This is a genomic window from Exiguobacterium sp. QJM3NY_9 (assembly GCF_056173545.1).
In genome coordinates, this window is sequence record NZ_CM149679.1 from 2,343,194 (window position 1) to 2,359,708 (window position 16,515).

Here is a 16,515-nt window from a genome sequence, read left to right on the forward strand (position 1 = left end):
CTCCCAAGTTAACTAAAATAGTATTATCGTTTATCGATTGCTTTTACGAGCAGGTCACCAATAATTTGAATGATGAAGACGATGACGAGAATCAACAATGTCGCGATGGCGATGACATCGTTTTGAGAACGCTGGAAACCTTCGATATATGCCATGTCCCCGAGTCCTCCTCCTCCGACTACTCCGGCCATTGCCGTGTAACCGACGAGCGCGACGAGCGTGACGGTGATACCGGAGACGATTGCTGGTAGTGCTTCCGGAATCAACACTTTATAAATGATTTGGAACTTCGTTGCCCCCATCGATTCCGCTGCTTCGATGACACCTTTGTCGACTTCACGGAGTGCGAGTTCGACCATCCGCCCGTAAAACGGTGCCGCCCCAAGAATCAGTGCCGGAAGTGCTGCTGTCGGCCCTAAGAACGACCCGACGATGATGAGTGTAATCGGAATTAATAAAATCAACAAAATGATAAACGGAATTGAGCGGAAGACATTGACTAAAAAGCTGAGCACGGAATACACTGCCCGGTTCTTAAACAACAAGTCTTCATTCGTCGCGTATAACAACAGACCGATGACCAGTCCGAGAACAAATGTCGCGATTCCGGCAACAACTGTCATATAGACGGTACTGCCAGTCGCCGTCCAGACCATTTCCCAATCAAGGTCGTTAAAAAATGTACTCATCGGTGATCCACCTCCACTTCCACGTCACTCGCTTGAAGCTTCGCGATGACCGCTTGTGTTTCATGTGCCGCACCAATCAGTTGGACGAACAACGTTCCGAGTGCACCGTCTTGCGTCTGTCCGACGTTCCCGCCAATGATATTAAATAATAAGGTCGAATCTTTCATGACTTCTGCGAGGATCGGACTTTCTGCTGTCGAACCGACGAATGTCAGCTGGACGATTTTCCCTGTCGGATAGCGTTCACGGAGTTTCGCGAACGTCAACTCGTTTTCTGTAGACGATGTCAGCTGTTTGACGAACTCTTTTGTCATCGCTTGTTTCGGATGCCGGAAGACTTCTGAAACAGGTCCCTGCTCGACGATTTTCCCGGCCTCCATGACGGCGACCCGATTACAGATTTTTTGAATGACGTGCATCTCGTGTGTGATCAAGACGATCGTCAGTTTCAGTTTTTTATTGATATCGACGAGTAACTCTAAGATCGAGTCCGTCGTTTTCGGATCAAGGGCGCTTGTCGCCTCGTCACATAATAGGACGTCCGGGTTTGATGCCAGTGCGCGGGCAATCCCGACCCGTTGTTTTTGTCCACCGGAGAGTTGCGACGGATAGGCACCTTCGCGGCCGTCGAGTCCGACGAGTTGAATCAGTTCGGCGACGCGTTCTTTCCGGCGTGCTCTCGGATATCCGCCGAGTTCGAGCGGGAACATGATATTTTCTTCGACTGTCCGTGACCAGAGCAAGTTAAAGTGCTGAAAGACCATCGAGACATTTTTCCGGACGCCGCGTAATTCTTTCGGTCGTAACGTCGTCATCTCGACACCGTCAATTTGAATCGAACCGCTTGTCGGTGCTTCTAACATGTTCAGCAGGCGAATCAAGGTTGACTTCCCTGCACCGGAATAACCAATTATTCCGAAAATTTCGCCGCGCTCAATCGTGAGATCGACGTTTGCGACAGCTTCGACTTCGCCGCGCTTCGAGCGATAAATCTTTCCTACATCCTGTAAACGAATCACTACTGTCCCTCCTAAACATAAAAAAAGTGCGCACGTTTTAGAGCAAACGCGCGCACTTTCAGTACACAAAACCATTTGCTCTCATCTTGCAGACGTTCGTCTGCTGGAATTAGCACCACTTCGGAAATAAATTCCGCGGTTGCCGGGTTTCATCGGGCCAGTCCCTCCACCACTCTTGATAAGAGTTATCGGTATTTAGTTGTTTTTAATATATTTTGAATATTAGCAGGGGTTATTTTGCTTGTCAAACAGTTTTTTCAGAAACTTTTTCGAGCAGACTGAAAGCATGCGTTAAATCTTCTTTCAAATCCTCTGCATCTTCAAGTCCGACCGAGATCCGGACGAGACCATCCGTGATGCCGAGTTCCGCCCGACGTTCTGCTGGAATCGATGCATGTGTCATCCGTGCCGGAACGGAAATCAAACTTTCGACCGCCCCTAAGCTTTCAGCAAGCGTGAAGAAGTGTGATGCTTCCACAAGTTTCTCTGCATTTGCAGCTGAACCGACATCAAAGCTGATCATCCCGCCGAAACCAGTCGCTTGTTTTTGCTGGATCGCATGACCGGGATGCGATGCAAGTCCCGGGTAGAAGATGTTCGAGACGACGTCTTGCGCTTGCAGGAAGCTGACAAGTTCATGTGCTGTCTCTTCAATCGCTTCCATCCGGATACCGAGCGTCCGTAATCCACGGACAAGCAAGAAGCTGTCTTGCGGTCCGAGAATTCCACCCGTCGAGTTTTGGATGAAGTGGAGTTCTTCGCCGAGCGTATCATCGTTGACGACGACAAGCCCTGCGACGACGTCCGAATGGCCGCCAATGTATTTCGTTGCACTATGCAGCACGATATCTGCCCCAAGCGCGATTGGTTGTTGCAAGTACGGTGTCGCGAACGTGTTGTCGACGACGAGCTTCAAGTCGTGACGACGCGTGATGGCTGCAATCGCTTCGATGTCCGTCACTTTTAATAACGGGTTCGTCGGTGTCTCGACGTAGAGCATCTTCGTGTTGTCCTGAATCGCCGCTTCCGTCGCGCTGAGATCCGTCGTATCGACGAATGTCACTTCGATGTTGAACTTCGGTAGGACACGTTGCATCAAGCGGAACGTTCCGCCGTAGACGTCGTCCGTCATGACGATGTGGTCGCCAGACTGAAGCAGATTGAAGACAGCATGAATCGCCGCCATTCCTGATCCGAACGCGAATCCACGGACGCCTCCTTCAAGATCAGCAATCAATCGTTCGATGCTCGTCCGCGTCGGGTTTGCTGTGCGCGAGTACTCATACCCGTCTTTTAATTGACCGATTTTTTCTTGCTTATATGTGCTCGTTTGATAGATTGGCGGTGTAACGGCACCCGTTGCCTTGTCTACACCCGTTCCTCCGTGAATCAACGCTGTTTTTTTACGCATGTGTCTCGTCCACCTTTTCAAAGATTTGTTGGCTCAAATACCGTTCTGCACTGTCTGCGAAGACGGTGACAATCGTACTTCCAGGATGGCGCTGGGCGATATCGAGCGCCGCGGCGAGTGCCGCTCCTGCCGAACTGCCGACGAGTAACCCTTCACGTGCCGCCAGTTCATGGACCTTCGTAAAAGCATCCGAATCAGAAATCGTATGAATTTCATCGACCAGGTCGCGAGAAACGAGACTTGGCCATTTAGCTGTCCCGATTCCTTCTGTTTTATGCGGTCCGGCTGACCCTCCGTTGAGGACGGAGCCTTCCGGTTCGACGATTGCCCCTTTTGTCCCGAAGCGTTCTTTTAAGAAAGCCGTCGTTCCGGCAAACGTTCCACCTGATCCGCATCCGGCGACGAACCAGTCGATGTGACCGAGTTCCGCCACAAGCTCCGGACCAAGTGTCCGCTGATAAGTGACCGAATTTTCTTCGTTTTCGAATTGGAGTGGCACATAACTGTTCGGAATCGTTTGTCCGAGTTCTTTTGCCTTATCGATTGCGCCTTGCATATCGAGTTCAGTCGGCGTGTTGACGACAGTCGCGCCGAGTGCCCGCATCAACGTCTGTTTCTCTTGACTGAACTTTTCCGGGACGACACAAATGACTTGTAAGTCATATTTTTTAGCTGCGAGCGCCAAACCGATGCCGGTGTTGCCGGCAGTCGGTTCGATGATCGTTCCGCCTGGAGTCACGTACCCCTGTTCGATTGCGGCATCAACGAGTTGGATACCGAGGCGGTCTTTGACGCTGCCCCCAGGGTTCATCCATTCGAGCTTCGCCAAAATCCGCGTACCAGCAGGCAAATCGAACGAAGTAATCTCGTACAGTGGCGTATTTCCGACGAGGTCTCGGACTGACTTCGCGATCATCCGAAGACGATGTCCCATTCGTCGCGACCGGCAAGCATTTTCTCGGCATAGTGCTTCGCTCCTTTAAGGTCATGTGCGCTCGCAAACCCACATTGCGTTTCGTTTTGTGCCGGAATCACTTCAGCCGCTAAGACGTCGTTCAGTGTCTTCTCGACCAGTTCACTCATTTTTTCGACTGAGTCAAAGTTCATCATCGCCATGTAGAAACCAGTTTGGCAGCCCATTGGCGAAACATCGATGACGTCGTCCGAATAGTTGCGGATGTTTTCAGCAAGTAAATGTTCGAGTGTGTGCATCGCACGCATCGGCATTTGCTCGACGTTCGGTTGTGTGAAACGAATATCATATTTGACGACTTGGTCGACTTTACCTTCTTTATAGCCTGCTACACGAATATATGGTGCTTTGACTTTCGTATGGTCCAAGTTAAAGCTTTCTACGTTCATTTTTTTGATTGTCATGATTTATTCCCCCATTTTCTCGGCTTCTACGAGCCAGACGAAGTGATTGTATTGTGTGAATGTCACGTCAAATCCGCGTGACGTAAAAATCTGTTCCATGACTGGAATCAGTGGATAAAATTCGCGTTCTAAATCTTCTGCAAGGTTGTCAAACCCTTGAGTTTTTGCTTCTGCAATCGTTTCTAGACGTGCTGCCTCAGAAACGAACATCGTATCGGCATAGACGATTTTTCCGTCTGCCGGTAAAATCGCTGCCATCAAATCGACGGCCTGTCCTTTTTCTTCATCCGTCAAATGATGAAACGCATAAGTCGAGACAAAACTTTTTGCCTCTGCTGCTTCAAACGATAAGAAATGACCATCTTGAACAGCCAGCGCCGGAATTTTATTGATTAAGATGTCGCGCATTTCCGGACTTGGTTCAATCGCCAGCACCTGCTCATGACGCGCAAGCAAACGTTGCGTCAAGTTGCCTGTTCCTGCGCCAAATTCGGCAACAGGTGACATCGCTTTTTCAGCGACCGTCTCTAATATTTCGTCATAACGGCGAAAGACTTCTTTGTACTCCGGATCTTGCCCCGTTACTGTGTCGTCGTAAGATGACGCCCACTCTGTAAATACATCCATGAAACGTACTGTCATGCCTTTTCGTCCTCCGCATCCCGCTTTTAATTCCGACTAATCGGATATGAATTAAAGTATTTTTCCTTAATCGCATTGTAGCAGGGACAATTCTGATTAGCAAGGCGACAGCTTCAAAATCTTTCGGAAACAAAAAAAAGGCGTTGCCGGAGAACCGACAACACGAATAATGTGGTTAGAAATGCAACGAAGGAAAACCCAGCTCTGATGCGAACTTCTTCGTTCGTCACATCAGAGGACGGCGCCCTTTCGAACTATAAAAGCAAGATGTCACAGTAGTCAGATCGACCATTCGAATCCACCACCTCTTTTTTGAACCGCTTCGTCTTTGGGGGACGACTTAAGGGGAAACAGAAAAAAAGATTTAGGATGTCATTGAATGGTTCTAAATACGAGAAACATCAGGTTCTATACCTCTGCCAGACTTCCTATAAAAGCATTTCTAGAAGTTGATATGAATATACCATTCATAAATTGTCATTGTCAATGAATTATTGTAAATATTCCGACAATTTAACATAAAGAAAAATCATCCTATGATTTTTCTTGTTATTCTGCACAAAACGCAAAGACATTTTGGACGTTTTGGAACGCATATAACCGCTCTACGACTTGATGATCCTTTACTTTGAGCAATGCCGGCACACTCATGACTTGCGCCTGCTCTAGAAATTCAGGAATGAAATTTCCATTCGCTTTTTGGATCCATTCCTCGTCTTTCGTCGCTTCGACGATGTCGAGCATCCGACTGGCGATGGCACATGTGCCGCACATCGGTGCATAGACATACAACAACCCGTTTGCCGGTACTTCTGTTACTTCCTTCATCTTGACCCCTCCTGTTATCCCGTGCTTCTGAAGCCAGTATACAAAAAAAAGGACAGCGATGAAACGAAATCGTTTCACCCCTGTCCGTCTTACCTTAAGTATTACTCGTTAATCATTGATTTGTATGCCGCAGCATCCATCAATGCTTCAACTTGTGACTCATCTTCTAGCTCGATATCAACCATCCATGCACCTTCAAATGGTGATTCGTTAACGAGTTCTGGGGAATCCGAGAGTGATTCATTGATTGCAACGACTTTCCCTGAAATCGGTGCGTACAACTCTGAAACCGTCTTGACCGATTCAACCGAACCGAATGGCTCGTTGATTGAGATCGTATCTCCGACTTCTGGAAGCTCAACGAACACGATATCACCGAGTTCGTGCTGTGCGAAATCCGTGATTCCGATTCGTGCTTTGTTGCCTGTTACTTCGACCCATTCATGCTCTTCCGAATACCGTAGATTGTCTTTGACTTGACTCATTTGCGATTCCCCCTGTGTTCTATAGTGGACTAACGGTTTTAGTATACCAAATTCAATCGGCTTCTTAATACCATTTTCCTTGATACATCTCTTCTTTAAATCCAAGTGTGACATCTGTCCCGTCCGTGACGATTGGACGTTTCAACAGCATGCCGTCACTTGCGAGCAAAGCATACTGCTCTTCTTCCGACAAGTCGGGTAAACGATCTTTCAGACCAGCCGCACGATAGGATTGACCACTCGTGTTAAAGAATTTTTTCAGCGGTTCGCCACTTTTTTGATGGAGTTCGCGAATCGTCGCGGCACTTGGTGTCTCGTCGACGATGTGTTTGTAATCGACTTCGACGCCGTTGTTTTCAAGCGCCTTCTTCGCTTTGACACATGTACTGCACTTTGGATAGCCATACATCGTTACCATGTTTCATCACCTCACCTTTAAGACTAGCAGATAAATCAGTGTTCCTTCAAGCGCGCGAGTGCCGCATCAATTTGATCTTGATGATGGTGATCGTGGGCGATGAACGACGCGACGAACTCACGGGGACAAAAGCGCCCTTCATACGTCTGTTCATACTGCGCGTCCGTCAACCGTCCGAGTTGCGTCACGAGTTCGCTTCGAACCGCGATTGCTTTTTTCAGTAACGTCAATGCGTCGACATGATGCGCATACTCGACCGCTAACCGGTTGAACTCATCAAAGTCCGTCTCAACTAACGTCAGTCGATCGTCAGGGAGCTTCGCGACAGCATGATCGAGGTAATACCGGTCCCACAGGAACAAATGGCCGACACACTCCTGTACCGTCCATTTATCGATCGCGAGCGGCGACTGCCACTCTTCATCCGATAAACGCTCGAGCGATTTGTAGTAGTCGACTGCAAACTGAAGTTCTTTTACATCTTCACGCATCGCTATTCCCTCCTCAAAAAAATTCGCCTTTACAGAGATTTTCCCTGCAAAGGCGAACTCGTAAACCTGACTTAGACGAGATATTTGTTAGCTTCAATCAAACGTTTCGCAATCGCACGTTTCGTGCCGATCGAGTTGATTGGTTGGTAACGGCTGAATTTCTTCAGTGCCGACAGCAACATCCGTAACTCGTCTCCACTTGCTGCTGCGTAGAGTGTTTCTTTCGCGTCACGTTCAACACCTTCGAATGCCTGTTGGGCGAAGACTTCCGTATAACGGATTTTAAGTTCGCTCTTCTCGACGCCTTTCGAAGCGATCGCTTTTTCCGTCCGGACGATGGCTGACTCGAGCGCATAGATCGCACTCATGATATCGGCCGTGTTCGCGAGAATTTCCTGTTCGCCTTGTAACTTATCTTGATATTTCTGAACAGCCGTTCCAGCCGTCAATAAGAAAATCTTTTTCATCATCGCGAGCAAGTGACGTTCCCGGTCGAGTGGTTCTGTTCCGACTTCTGTCGGCATGAAGCTCATGACTTCTTGTTGGAGGCGCTGCGCTTCCGCTAAGAGTGGTAACTCGCCTTTCATCGCTTTCTTCAAGAGCGTACCAGGAACAAGCAGACGGTTGATTTCGTTTGTTCCTTCGAAGATCCGGTTGATCCGTGAATCACGGTACATGTTTTCGACTTCATATTCCGCCATGAAACCATATCCGCCGTGGATTTGAACCGCCTCATCGATGACATAATCAAATGTCTCTGACGCAAAGACTTTGTTCATCGAACATTCAATCGCGTACTCGGCAATCGAATCAGCGACGCGTTTACCGTCTTTACTTTCTTCTTCCGACAGCTGATCGAGACTATCTTGGAAGAGACCGCCTGTCCGGTAAACTGAGCTTTCCATCGCATACGTTTGGGCTGACATCGTCGCCAGTTTCTCTTGAATCAATGGGAATGAGCTGATTGGTGTTTTGAATTGTTTCCGTTCGTTCGCATACTGAACGGCGAGATCAATCGCGCGTTTTGATGAACCGACGGCACCGACAGCGAGTTTGTAACGCCCGACGTTCAAGATGTTGAAGGCGATGACGTGCCCGCGGCCGATTTCACCGAGGACGTTTTCGACCGGTACTTCCGCATCTTCTAAAATCAATGTCCGTGTCGATGACCCTTTGATGCCCATTTTTTGCTCTTCCAGACCTGTCGAGACGCCCGGGTACTCACCCTCGACGAGGAATGCCGTGAATTTATCGCCATCGATTTTCGCATAGACGACGAACAGACTAGCGAAACCGGCGTTCGTGATCCATTGTTTTTCACCGTTCAAGATATAGTGTGTCCCGGCTTCGTTCAAGACAGCTGTCGTCTTCGCACCGAGTGCATCTGATCCCGAGCCTGGTTCTGTCAATGCGTATGACGCGATCCACTCACCTGACGAGAGTTTTGGCAAGTACTTTTGTTTTTGCTCTTCGTTTCCGAAGAAGACGATTGGCAGTGAACCGATTCCGACGTGTGCCCCGTAGCTGAGGGCGAATGAACGACCACGTGCGAATTTTTCTGTGATGATTGAAGACGAGATTTTATCCATTTGGTAACCGCCATATTCTTCCGGAACGTCTGCCCCGAGAAGACCGAGCTCGCCTGCTTCACGCAAGAGACCGACTGAAAGTTCGAACTCATGTTTTTCGATCCGGTCAAGCACCGGAACGACACGATCTTCGACGAATTTCGCCGTCATGTCACCGACCATTTTATGTTCTTCTGAAAAATCCTCCGGTGTAAAGAGACGCTCCGCTTTTAATTCATCCAGTACAAAACTTCCACCTTTAATCAATTCGTTCGTCGTTTGGCTCATTGTCCTGTTCCTCCTTCAACTAATTCGAATACACCGGCAGCACCCATGCCGCCGCCAATACACATCGAGACGACACCATATTTCGCGTTGCGGCGTTTCATTTCATGTAAGAGTGATAATGTCAGTTTTGTTCCCGTACAGCCAAGTGGATGACCGAGTGCGATCGCTCCCCCGTTGACGTTGACGATGTCTTCGTTGAGACCGAGCTCACGGATGACACCAAGGGATTGAGAAGCGAAAGCTTCATTCAATTCAATCAAGCCAACCTCTTCGAGTGTGATCCCTGCGAGTTCGAGGGCCTTCGGAATCGCGACGACCGGTCCGATTCCCATGACTTCCGGACGGACACCGCCGACGGCAAACGACTTGAACTTCCCGAGAATCGGCAGGCCTTGACGCTCTGCTTCCTCACGCTCCATCACGAGTACGGCTGCTGCCCCGTCTGATGTTTGTGACGAGTTCCCGGCTGTGACACTGCCACCAAGCCGGAAGACCGGGCGGAGTTTTGCCAAGCCTTCTTTTGAAGAGTCTGCCCGGACGCCTTCGTCATGCTGAACGACCCAGGATTTTTCTTCGACCTTCATGTCATCGTTGACGACGTATTCCGTCACCGTGACGGGGACGATTTCATCCGTAAACTTCCCGGCTGCGATTGCGGCTGCTGCTTTTTGATGACTGCGTAAGGCAAAGGCATCTTGATCTTCACGTGAGACGTGATACGTCGCTGCGACTTGCTCTGCCGTATGCCCCATGCTCATATAATATTCAGGTTCCGATTCGACGATTGACGGGTTCGGACGAACGACGTGTCCCGGCATCGGGATTTGACTCATCGACTCGAGACCGCCGGCGATGACGGCCGTCGCTTGACCGGTCATGATCTTCATCGACGCATCAGCAATCGATTGCAGACCGGACGAGCAATACCGGTTGATCGTGATGGCCGGTACTTCGTGTGACAAGCCGCCAAGAACGGACGCGTAGCGGGCGATGTTCATCCCTTGCTCTGCTTCCGGAAGAGCACAACCGAGAATGACATCATCGATTGTTCCCTCATATTTTGAACGCTTCAACGTTTCCTTAATCGCGATTCCTGCGAGTTCATCAGAACGCATCGCTTTAAATGACCCTTTTTTTGCTTTACCGACTGGTGTCCGCGCACCAGCGACGATTACTGCTTCTTTCATTCGAATCCCCCCAGTCAGTTACGAAGCGGCTTGCCTTTGACAAGCATATGCTGCATCCGTTGTTGTGTTTTCATCTCACCGATCAAGCTCAAGAACGCTTCCCGTTCAAGGTCGAGCATATATTGCTCATCGACGTGTGTACCGAACGCAACGTTCCCACCCGCGATGACATGCGCTAACTTGTTCGCGATCTTCAAGTCATGCTCCGAGACATAACCGCCATAGAACATTTCCCGTGTTGCCAGCTCAAGCGTCGCTTTCCCTGTCCGTCCGACGACTGGAATCAAGGATTTAGCAGGTGGCGTATAGCCTGTCCGGTCGAGTTCGAGGACAAGTTGTTTCGCATCATACGTCAAGTGATCCCGGTTCATCGAAATCTGATCGACAGAGCGGACATAGCCGAGTTCGCGTGCTTCGAACGCTGATTTCGAGACTTTTGCCATCGCGACGTTTTCAAATGTCTTTTGCGCTGCTTTTTCGATATTCACTAAACCATCCGGCGTATTTTCAAGTAAACGACGGTACGTGTTGACGTTTCCGCCACCACCTGGAATCAGGCCGACACCGACTTCGACGAGCCCCATGTAAGTTTCGAGTCCTGCTTGCAAGCGGGCTGCCGGAAGTGAAATCTCCGTTCCGCCACCGAGCGTCATCCCTTGTGGTGCTACGACGACCGGGCGTGACGCGTAACGAATCTTTTGAATCGATTGCTGGAATTTATTGATGATCCAGTCCAGCTCGAACCAGTTTTCATCTTCTGCTTCCATCAGCATCATCGCGAGGTTCGCACCGACACAGAAGTTTTTACCGTCGTTCGCGATGACGAGTCCACGGTGATTTTTTTCGACGAGGTCAATCGATTGTTCAATCATCTGCATGATGTCGACGCCGATTGCATTACTCTTCGACGTAAACTCAAGCACTGCCACGTCATCTCCGACATCCAGTAAACGGGCTCCGTTGTTTTCAAGCAAGACGCCGTTCGACTTGCGGACGTCACGTAAGCGGATTTCTTTCGGGTTCTGTTCGCTGCCGACATACGTTTTGCTCGTCGCATCATAATGCTGACCATTTTCGTTGTAGAAACTTGTGTTGCCTGACGCAAGCATCTCGTCGACCCATGCCGGGACGTCGTAACCATCTTGCTTCATTTTCGCGACGGTCTTTTCGACACCGAGTGCGTCCCATGTCTCGAATGGTCCCATCTTCCAACCGAAGCCCCATTTCATCGCTTCATCGATTGCTTTGATGTCATCCGCGATTTCATGTGTCAGTTGTGCCGAGTAGAGCAGTGTCTTCGCATGGATTGGCCACAAGAGTGCACCGACACGGTCGTTCGCAAAAACAACGGCTTTCAATTTATTTTTGGCACCGGGAAGAGCTTTCGCCTGACCAATCGACGGTTCAGTAAGCGCTTTCTTTTCAACGTATTCAAATGAGTTCACATCGAGTTCAAGGATTTGTTTCCCGACTTTCTTATAGAAACCTTGTCCTGATTTAGCACCGAGCGAACCTTCTGCGACGAGTCGCTTCATTTCTGCAGGGACTTCAAACGTATCTTTTTCAGGACCTTCCGGTAACAGGTCATAGACGTTGTTCGCTACATGGACGAACGTATCGATTCCGACGACGTCAAGCGTCCGGAATGTCGCCGAGCTCGGACGACCGAGTAACGGTCCCGTCACGGAGTCGACTTCTCCGATCGTATAGCCGCCTTTTTTCATCTCTTCCATCGTCACGAGCAGACCATATGTCCCGATCCGGTTGCCGATGAAGTTCGGTGTGTCCTTCGCGATGACGACACCTTTTCCAAGACGCTCTTCCGCGAATTGTTTCATGAAGCGGACGACTTCCGGATTCGTGTCCGTCGTCGGAATCAATTCGAGTAGCTTGAGGTAACGTGGTGGGTTAAAGAAGTGTGTGCCAAGGAACCGTGAATTAAATGATGCCGAGCGTCCTTCACGCATCGCTTCGATCGAGATCCCTGACGTATTCGAGCTGACGATCGCATCTTCACGGAGGAACGGTTCAATCGTCGCGAACAGTTGTTGTTTGACATCCAAACGTTCGACGACGACTTCGACAATCCAGTCCGCTTCCTTCAAGCGTTCGAGGTCGTCTTCGAGATTACCGACTTCGATTAAGTCGATCAATTTTTTTGATGCGAGCGGTGCTGGATTTTGTTTCAGCAACTTTTGACGGTTTTCCCGTGCGATCCGGTTTCGGACGGCTCTGTCCGCTAGCGTAAGTCCTTGTTTTTCTTCCTGCGCCGTAAGTTCTTTTGGTACGATATCAAGCATCAATGTTCGAATTCCCGCATTCGCGAGGTGTGCCGCGATTCCTGCACCCATGACCCCTGAACCGATGATGACGGCGAATTGAATATCTTTCGTCAATTTAAGTGTGGTCGGCTGACCGATCTGACTCGCCATGATATACCCCCTGATTCGTAATTGAATGAACAACCATTCATTATTCTGACAAAAAAAGAAGCCCATCAATCTTTCCCCTGCTCCTTCTACCTCTCCATCATAAATGAATAATGGTTCAGTAGCAATAAAAAAACACGTTTTGGTCAAATTTTCCTGTTAGACTAAAAGAAACAAGGGGGAGATGTCATGAAACAGACGGAACAGCTGTGGGATCAGAAGGCAACGGACTGGGCGGAACGCTCGGAAATGATGTGGACACAAGGGAGTCGTAAAACGATCATCCCTTTCCTAAAGTCGGTCATCACCGCTGGCAAGATGCTTGATTTAGGATGTGGCGACGGGGCAGCCTGTCGACTGCTGGCGGATTCTTTTGACATGACGGGACTTGATTTATCGGAGGAAATGATTCGGATTGCCCGTGACAAATCACCGACCCTCGACTTTGTCGTCGGCACCGGTGAAGCGTTACCGTTTGTAGATGATGCGTTTGACGCCGTCCTCGCCGTCAACTCACTCGAGTGGTCGACGCGTCCGCTCGCAGTCCTTCAGGAAATCGAGCGGGTTGCACCAATTGTCGTCATCAGTCTGCTCGGACCGACAGCAGCACCGCGGGCTTTAGCCTATCGTCGGCTGTACGCGGAAGATGCACCGATGGGCAATACGATGATGCCGTGGGAACTCGTCCAACTGGCAGAAGAACGTGGCTGGACATTGCTCGACGAAGCGGTCATTCAAAAAGAAGGGGCTGTTTTGACCGGTCATCGGTTACTCGATCAAGCGCATGCGTTCTCGTGTTTGTTTGCATTTCGGACACGGTAAATGGATTGAGTGTTAAAGAATCATAAGTTTTAAAACAGACGGTTGTCCACTCACTTTTCTCGGGCGGGACGCAAGCCGCGCCCATCTAGCGATGATCGGGTCTTGCCTGTCCCTGACGGAAGCTACGCTTCCTTTTCCCGTAGAAGTCGAGTGGACACGTCTGTTTGCTGATAACCCATTCAACATAATCGTTCATCTGCTGACACGTATCAAGTAGAAAAAATCACTCGATTCATGCAACTCCTACAGGAAAAAGCGCATTTTTTTGCGCTGACAGAGACAAACAAGACCCGACTTGCGAATAGCAAAATCTGGCTTGTGTCTCGCCTGAGGAAAGTGCATGAATAACGAGTGATTTCTTTTGAGTCTCCCAGCCAGATTAGCTACGAAAAGCACGGGGATAGAAAAAAAATTCAAACAATAAAACAAAAAGATGAAGCCATGACAGCTCCATCCCTGTTGTTTCGATTACCCTTTGACCATTCCTTTAAGGACGAACGCGACGTTTGCCGGACGTTCTGCCAAACGACGCATGAAGTAGCCGTACCAGTCACGACCATACGGGACGTAGACGCGGACTTTATAACCGAGCTTCACGAGCTCAAGCTGACGCTCAGCGCGGATGCCGTAAAGCATCTGGAATTCGAACTTATCGTTTCCAATCCCATTTTCCTTCGCGTAGCGAATGATTTGTTCAATCATCGCGTCGTCATGCGTCGCGACCGCAGCATAATTTCCGAGTGACAATTGAAGTTTTACGAGTTTGATGTAGTTGTGGTCGACATCTTCTTTTTCCGGGAAGGCGACCGTCGCCGGCTCCTTGTATGCCCCTTTGACGATGCGGAGGTTCGTTTCAAACCGTCCGACCCGTTTGATGTCGTCTTCTGAACGATACAGGTAAGACTGAATGACGGTACCAATGTTATCAAACGATTGACGCAATTCTTCGAACAACTGAATCGTTTTTTCACAACGTGGTTCATCTTCCATGTCGATGGTCACGAATACGCCGAGCTCTTTCGCCCGTGTCAGAATCCGTTCCATGTTCGACCGAATTAATTCATCTGAAATATCAAGGCCAAGTGACGTTAACTTTAGTGAAAGTTGCGAGTCTAATTTCTCTTCCGCAATCATTTCGACGGCACGGATACATTCTTGCGTCATCATCTCCGCTTCGGCTCCAGTCGAGATGAACTCACCGAGGTGATCCATCGTCACACATAATCCTTTTGCATTCAAATCTTGAATCGCCCGTTTCGACGCTTCGAGTGAATCCCCCGCCACGAAGCGACCGGCCCCAAATTTCAGACCATATCGTTTCGCTAATCCGTTCAATGTCTTATTCTGCGATAAGAAGATAAAACCATCCCGTAGTACTCGTTCCATCACTCATTATTCCCCCTAAATAAATGCTAGGCTGTTTTACCGTATCGGTTCACATCACTGCACTCATATTATGACATAAAGCGCTTACATATGCTCTCTCTTTTGTTTTTTTCGTAAGGTTCGTTGTGCAAAAAAGCCAACTGCAAAAAACAATACGTATAAAAAGACAGCTAAGAAAAATTGCCACGAAAATGGATCGCGCAGACTCGCCCCGATGTTGTTGTAAACGAACGCCCCAGGAATGATACCGAGATAACTTGCAAGTGCAAACTGCTTAAATTTAATTTTCGATAGACCGGACGCATAACTGATTGCATCAAATGGAAACAATGGAATCAAGCGGACGAGCAACACGACTGTAAAACCATTCGAAGCAATCCGGTCGTCGAATACCGTCAGCTTACCGGTCCCAATGATTTTCTCGACAGCGCGCCGTCCGAGCAGACGGGCAATCCAAAAACTGAGTAAACTGCCTGTCCCGGCGCCGATGACGTCAAGCAACGTGCCGAGCCACGGACCATATGTATAACCGCCGAACATCGTCAGTAAGCTCGCCGGGAAAAAGACGAGTGGACGGATCGTATAGGCGAGGACATACAGGAGCATGCCGGGAAAGCCTTGCGCGAGAATCCAGTTCGACAACGCCTCTAAATCAAATTGCTCCATCATCCCCGACAAGCGGAAATAAAGGAGCAATCCGAGTCCGAACAATAAATAAAGTGAAAAGGGAAGCCAGTCCCGCAAGCGAAGTTTCTTCATGACATCGGTGCCGGTGCCACGTAATAGAAAATCGAGAGGAAAATCAAGACACTTCCTGCGAGAACAAACAGATGCCAAATCGCATGATTGTACGGCAAACGAGCCCAAACGTAAAAGATGACGCCGAGTGAGTACGCGAGTCCACCGCCGAGTAGTAACAAGAACCCTTGTAAACCAAGTGCTTCATAGATCGGTTTAATGGCGAAGAGACAACACCAGCCGAGCACCAAATAAGAAACGTTCGAAATCCAGACGTGTTTCCCCGTCGAATAGAGTTTCCAAATCATCCCGAGCGTCCCGACGCCCCAGACGATGCCGAGCAACGTCCAACCGAGTGGTCCGCGTAACGTAATCAACGCGAACGGTGTGTAACTCCCTGCAATCAAGAGATAGATGCCTGCGTGATCGAGAATTTGCAGGACTTTGTTCGCTTTCGTATGCATCAGCGAATGCATCAATGTCGAGAACAGATAAAGTAAAATCATCGTCGCGCCAAAGATGCTGACCGCCGTGATGTTCCATGCACTACCGGATTTTGTCGCCTGTAACACAAGCAACACGAGTGCCACGATACTGAAGATGACACCGAGCCCGTGCGTAACCGCACTGGCGATTTCTTCTTTCAAGGAATCCCCTTTTGCGAGTAACTCTTCGAGCGTTTCTTTGGACTGTTCCTTAATCGTTTTCGTAATTTCTTTTTTTGTGATCAAACAAAC

17 protein-coding genes and 1 riboswitch are annotated in these 16,515 nt (G+C 49.2%); of the genes, 1 reads left to right on the forward strand and 16 read right to left on the reverse strand.

The features are described from left to right. Positions 1 to 23 precede the first annotated feature (23 nt). From AC0VYQ_RS12010 to AC0VYQ_RS12070, 13 genes are all read right to left on the reverse strand, one after another. Positions 24 to 689, reverse strand: a complete 666-nt coding sequence (locus tag AC0VYQ_RS12010) for a methionine ABC transporter permease (RefSeq protein ID WP_475403629.1) — start codon at positions 687 to 689, stop codon at positions 24 to 26. Further along, positions 686 to 1,708: a methionine ABC transporter ATP-binding protein gene (locus tag AC0VYQ_RS12015; protein ID WP_475403630.1), complete on the reverse strand. Its 1,023-nt coding sequence runs from the start codon at positions 1,706 to 1,708 to the stop codon at positions 686 to 688. The genes AC0VYQ_RS12010 and AC0VYQ_RS12015 overlap by 4 nt, the downstream gene beginning before the upstream one ends. 78 nt (positions 1,709 to 1,786) lie before the next feature. Beyond that, positions 1,787 to 1,893: riboswitch (SAM riboswitch) on the reverse strand. Positions 1,894 to 1,952: 59 nt separating this feature from the next. Continuing rightward, positions 1,953 to 3,119 (reverse strand): bifunctional cystathionine gamma-lyase/homocysteine desulfhydrase, encoded by a 1,167-nt coding sequence (locus AC0VYQ_RS12020; RefSeq protein ID WP_088837703.1) that lies wholly within the window; start codon positions 3,117 to 3,119, stop codon positions 1,953 to 1,955. Then, positions 3,112 to 4,035: a PLP-dependent cysteine synthase family protein gene (locus AC0VYQ_RS12025; RefSeq protein WP_214769062.1), complete on the reverse strand. Its 924-nt coding sequence runs from the start codon at positions 4,033 to 4,035 to the stop codon at positions 3,112 to 3,114. The genes AC0VYQ_RS12020 and AC0VYQ_RS12025 overlap by 8 nt, the downstream gene beginning before the upstream one ends. Next, entirely contained in the window at positions 4,032 to 4,496 is a 465-nt protein-coding gene (locus tag AC0VYQ_RS12030) for an S-ribosylhomocysteine lyase (protein ID WP_088837705.1), read from the reverse strand. The genes AC0VYQ_RS12025 and AC0VYQ_RS12030 overlap by 4 nt, the downstream gene beginning before the upstream one ends. A 3-nt stretch (positions 4,497 to 4,499) precedes the next feature. Then, the gene (locus AC0VYQ_RS12035; protein WP_214768806.1) at positions 4,500 to 5,138 is read right to left on the reverse strand and encodes a class I SAM-dependent methyltransferase; all 639 of its coding nucleotides are present in this window, start codon (positions 5,136 to 5,138) and stop codon (positions 4,500 to 4,502) included. A gap of 549 nt (positions 5,139 to 5,687) precedes the next feature. Then, on the reverse strand, positions 5,688 to 5,966 hold the full coding sequence (locus tag AC0VYQ_RS12040; protein WP_029331290.1) for a thioredoxin family protein: 279 nt from the start codon (positions 5,964 to 5,966) through the stop codon (positions 5,688 to 5,690). 101 nt (positions 5,967 to 6,067) lie between these two features. Next, entirely contained in the window at positions 6,068 to 6,451 is a 384-nt protein-coding gene (gene gcvH, locus AC0VYQ_RS12045) for a glycine cleavage system protein GcvH (RefSeq protein WP_029331292.1), read from the reverse strand. 64 nt (positions 6,452 to 6,515) lie between these two features. Next, the gene (locus AC0VYQ_RS12050; RefSeq protein WP_088837707.1) at positions 6,516 to 6,869 is read right to left on the reverse strand and encodes an arsenate reductase family protein; all 354 of its coding nucleotides are present in this window, start codon (positions 6,867 to 6,869) and stop codon (positions 6,516 to 6,518) included. Between the two features lie 35 nt (positions 6,870 to 6,904). Continuing rightward, positions 6,905 to 7,360, reverse strand: coding sequence for a DinB family protein (locus AC0VYQ_RS12055; protein ID WP_214804317.1), 456 nt, complete (start codon positions 7,358 to 7,360; stop codon positions 6,905 to 6,907). Between the two features lie 71 nt (positions 7,361 to 7,431). Then, complete coding sequence (locus tag AC0VYQ_RS12060) at positions 7,432 to 9,216, reverse strand: acyl-CoA dehydrogenase family protein (RefSeq protein ID WP_029331296.1); 1,785 nt, start codon at positions 9,214 to 9,216, stop codon at positions 7,432 to 7,434. Next, positions 9,213 to 10,403, reverse strand: a complete 1,191-nt coding sequence (locus tag AC0VYQ_RS12065) for an acetyl-CoA C-acetyltransferase (RefSeq protein WP_214766892.1) — start codon at positions 10,401 to 10,403, stop codon at positions 9,213 to 9,215. The genes AC0VYQ_RS12060 and AC0VYQ_RS12065 overlap by 4 nt, the downstream gene beginning before the upstream one ends. Positions 10,404 to 10,417: 14 nt before the next feature. Then, positions 10,418 to 12,835: a 3-hydroxyacyl-CoA dehydrogenase/enoyl-CoA hydratase family protein gene (locus AC0VYQ_RS12070; RefSeq protein ID WP_475403631.1), complete on the reverse strand. Its 2,418-nt coding sequence runs from the start codon at positions 12,833 to 12,835 to the stop codon at positions 10,418 to 10,420. A gap of 186 nt (positions 12,836 to 13,021) precedes the next feature. Here AC0VYQ_RS12070 and AC0VYQ_RS12075 point away from each other — a divergent pair, with 186 nt between their 5' ends. Beyond that, positions 13,022 to 13,654, forward strand: a complete 633-nt coding sequence (locus AC0VYQ_RS12075; RefSeq protein WP_475403632.1) for a class I SAM-dependent methyltransferase — start codon at positions 13,022 to 13,024, stop codon at positions 13,652 to 13,654. Positions 13,655 to 14,122: 468 nt separating this feature from the next. On the opposite strand, the gene AC0VYQ_RS12080 is transcribed toward AC0VYQ_RS12075, so the two are convergent. The 3 genes from AC0VYQ_RS12080 to trhA form a co-directional block, all read right to left on the reverse strand. Beyond that, a complete protein-coding gene (locus AC0VYQ_RS12080; protein ID WP_475404756.1) occupies positions 14,123 to 15,040 on the reverse strand; it encodes a proline dehydrogenase family protein in 918 nt (305 codons plus the stop codon). 84 nt (positions 15,041 to 15,124) lie between these two features. Beyond that, positions 15,125 to 15,799, reverse strand: a complete 675-nt coding sequence (locus tag AC0VYQ_RS12085) for a TVP38/TMEM64 family protein (RefSeq protein ID WP_475403633.1) — start codon at positions 15,797 to 15,799, stop codon at positions 15,125 to 15,127. Further along, on the reverse strand, positions 15,796 to 16,479 hold the full coding sequence (gene trhA / locus AC0VYQ_RS12090) for a PAQR family membrane homeostasis protein TrhA (RefSeq protein ID WP_201302359.1): 684 nt from the start codon (positions 16,477 to 16,479) through the stop codon (positions 15,796 to 15,798). The genes AC0VYQ_RS12085 and trhA overlap by 4 nt, the downstream gene beginning before the upstream one ends. Positions 16,480 to 16,515 lie beyond the last annotated feature (36 nt).

Coding starts and splice junctions, on each gene's coding strand:
- AC0VYQ_RS12065 (WP_214766892.1), bottom strand. CDS start 10,403: ATGAAAGAAGCAGTAATCGTCGCTGGTGCGCGGACACCAGTCGGTAAA.
- AC0VYQ_RS12040 (WP_029331290.1), bottom strand. CDS start 5,966: ATGAAGGAAGTAACAGAAGTACCGGCAAACGGGTTGTTGTATGTCTAT.
- AC0VYQ_RS12025 (WP_214769062.1), bottom strand. CDS start 4,035: ATGATCGCGAAGTCAGTCCGAGACCTCGTCGGAAATACGCCACTGTAC.
- AC0VYQ_RS12080 (WP_475404756.1), bottom strand. CDS start 15,040: ATGGAACGAGTACTACGGGATGGTTTTATCTTCTTATCGCAGAATAAG.
- AC0VYQ_RS12070 (WP_475403631.1), bottom strand. CDS start 12,835: ATGGCGAGTCAGATCGGTCAGCCGACCACACTTAAATTGACGAAAGAT.
- AC0VYQ_RS12075 (WP_475403632.1), top strand. CDS start 13,022: ATGAAACAGACGGAACAGCTGTGGGATCAGAAGGCAACGGACTGGGCG.
- AC0VYQ_RS12030 (WP_088837705.1), bottom strand. CDS start 4,496: ATGACAATCAAAAAAATGAACGTAGAAAGCTTTAACTTGGACCATACG.
- AC0VYQ_RS12085 (WP_475403633.1), bottom strand. CDS start 15,799: ATGAAGAAACTTCGCTTGCGGGACTGGCTTCCCTTTTCACTTTATTTA.
- gcvH (WP_029331292.1), bottom strand. CDS start 6,451: ATGAGTCAAGTCAAAGACAATCTACGGTATTCGGAAGAGCATGAATGG.
- AC0VYQ_RS12035 (WP_214768806.1), bottom strand. CDS start 5,138: ATGACAGTACGTTTCATGGATGTATTTACAGAGTGGGCGTCATCTTAC.
- AC0VYQ_RS12060 (WP_029331296.1), bottom strand. CDS start 9,216: ATGAGCCAAACGACGAACGAATTGATTAAAGGTGGAAGTTTTGTACTG.
- AC0VYQ_RS12050 (WP_088837707.1), bottom strand. CDS start 6,869: ATGGTAACGATGTATGGCTATCCAAAGTGCAGTACATGTGTCAAAGCG.
- AC0VYQ_RS12055 (WP_214804317.1), bottom strand. CDS start 7,360: ATGCGTGAAGATGTAAAAGAACTTCAGTTTGCAGTCGACTACTACAAA.
- AC0VYQ_RS12010 (WP_475403629.1), bottom strand. CDS start 689: ATGAGTACATTTTTTAACGACCTTGATTGGGAAATGGTCTGGACGGCG.
- AC0VYQ_RS12020 (WP_088837703.1), bottom strand. CDS start 3,119: ATGCGTAAAAAAACAGCGTTGATTCACGGAGGAACGGGTGTAGACAAG.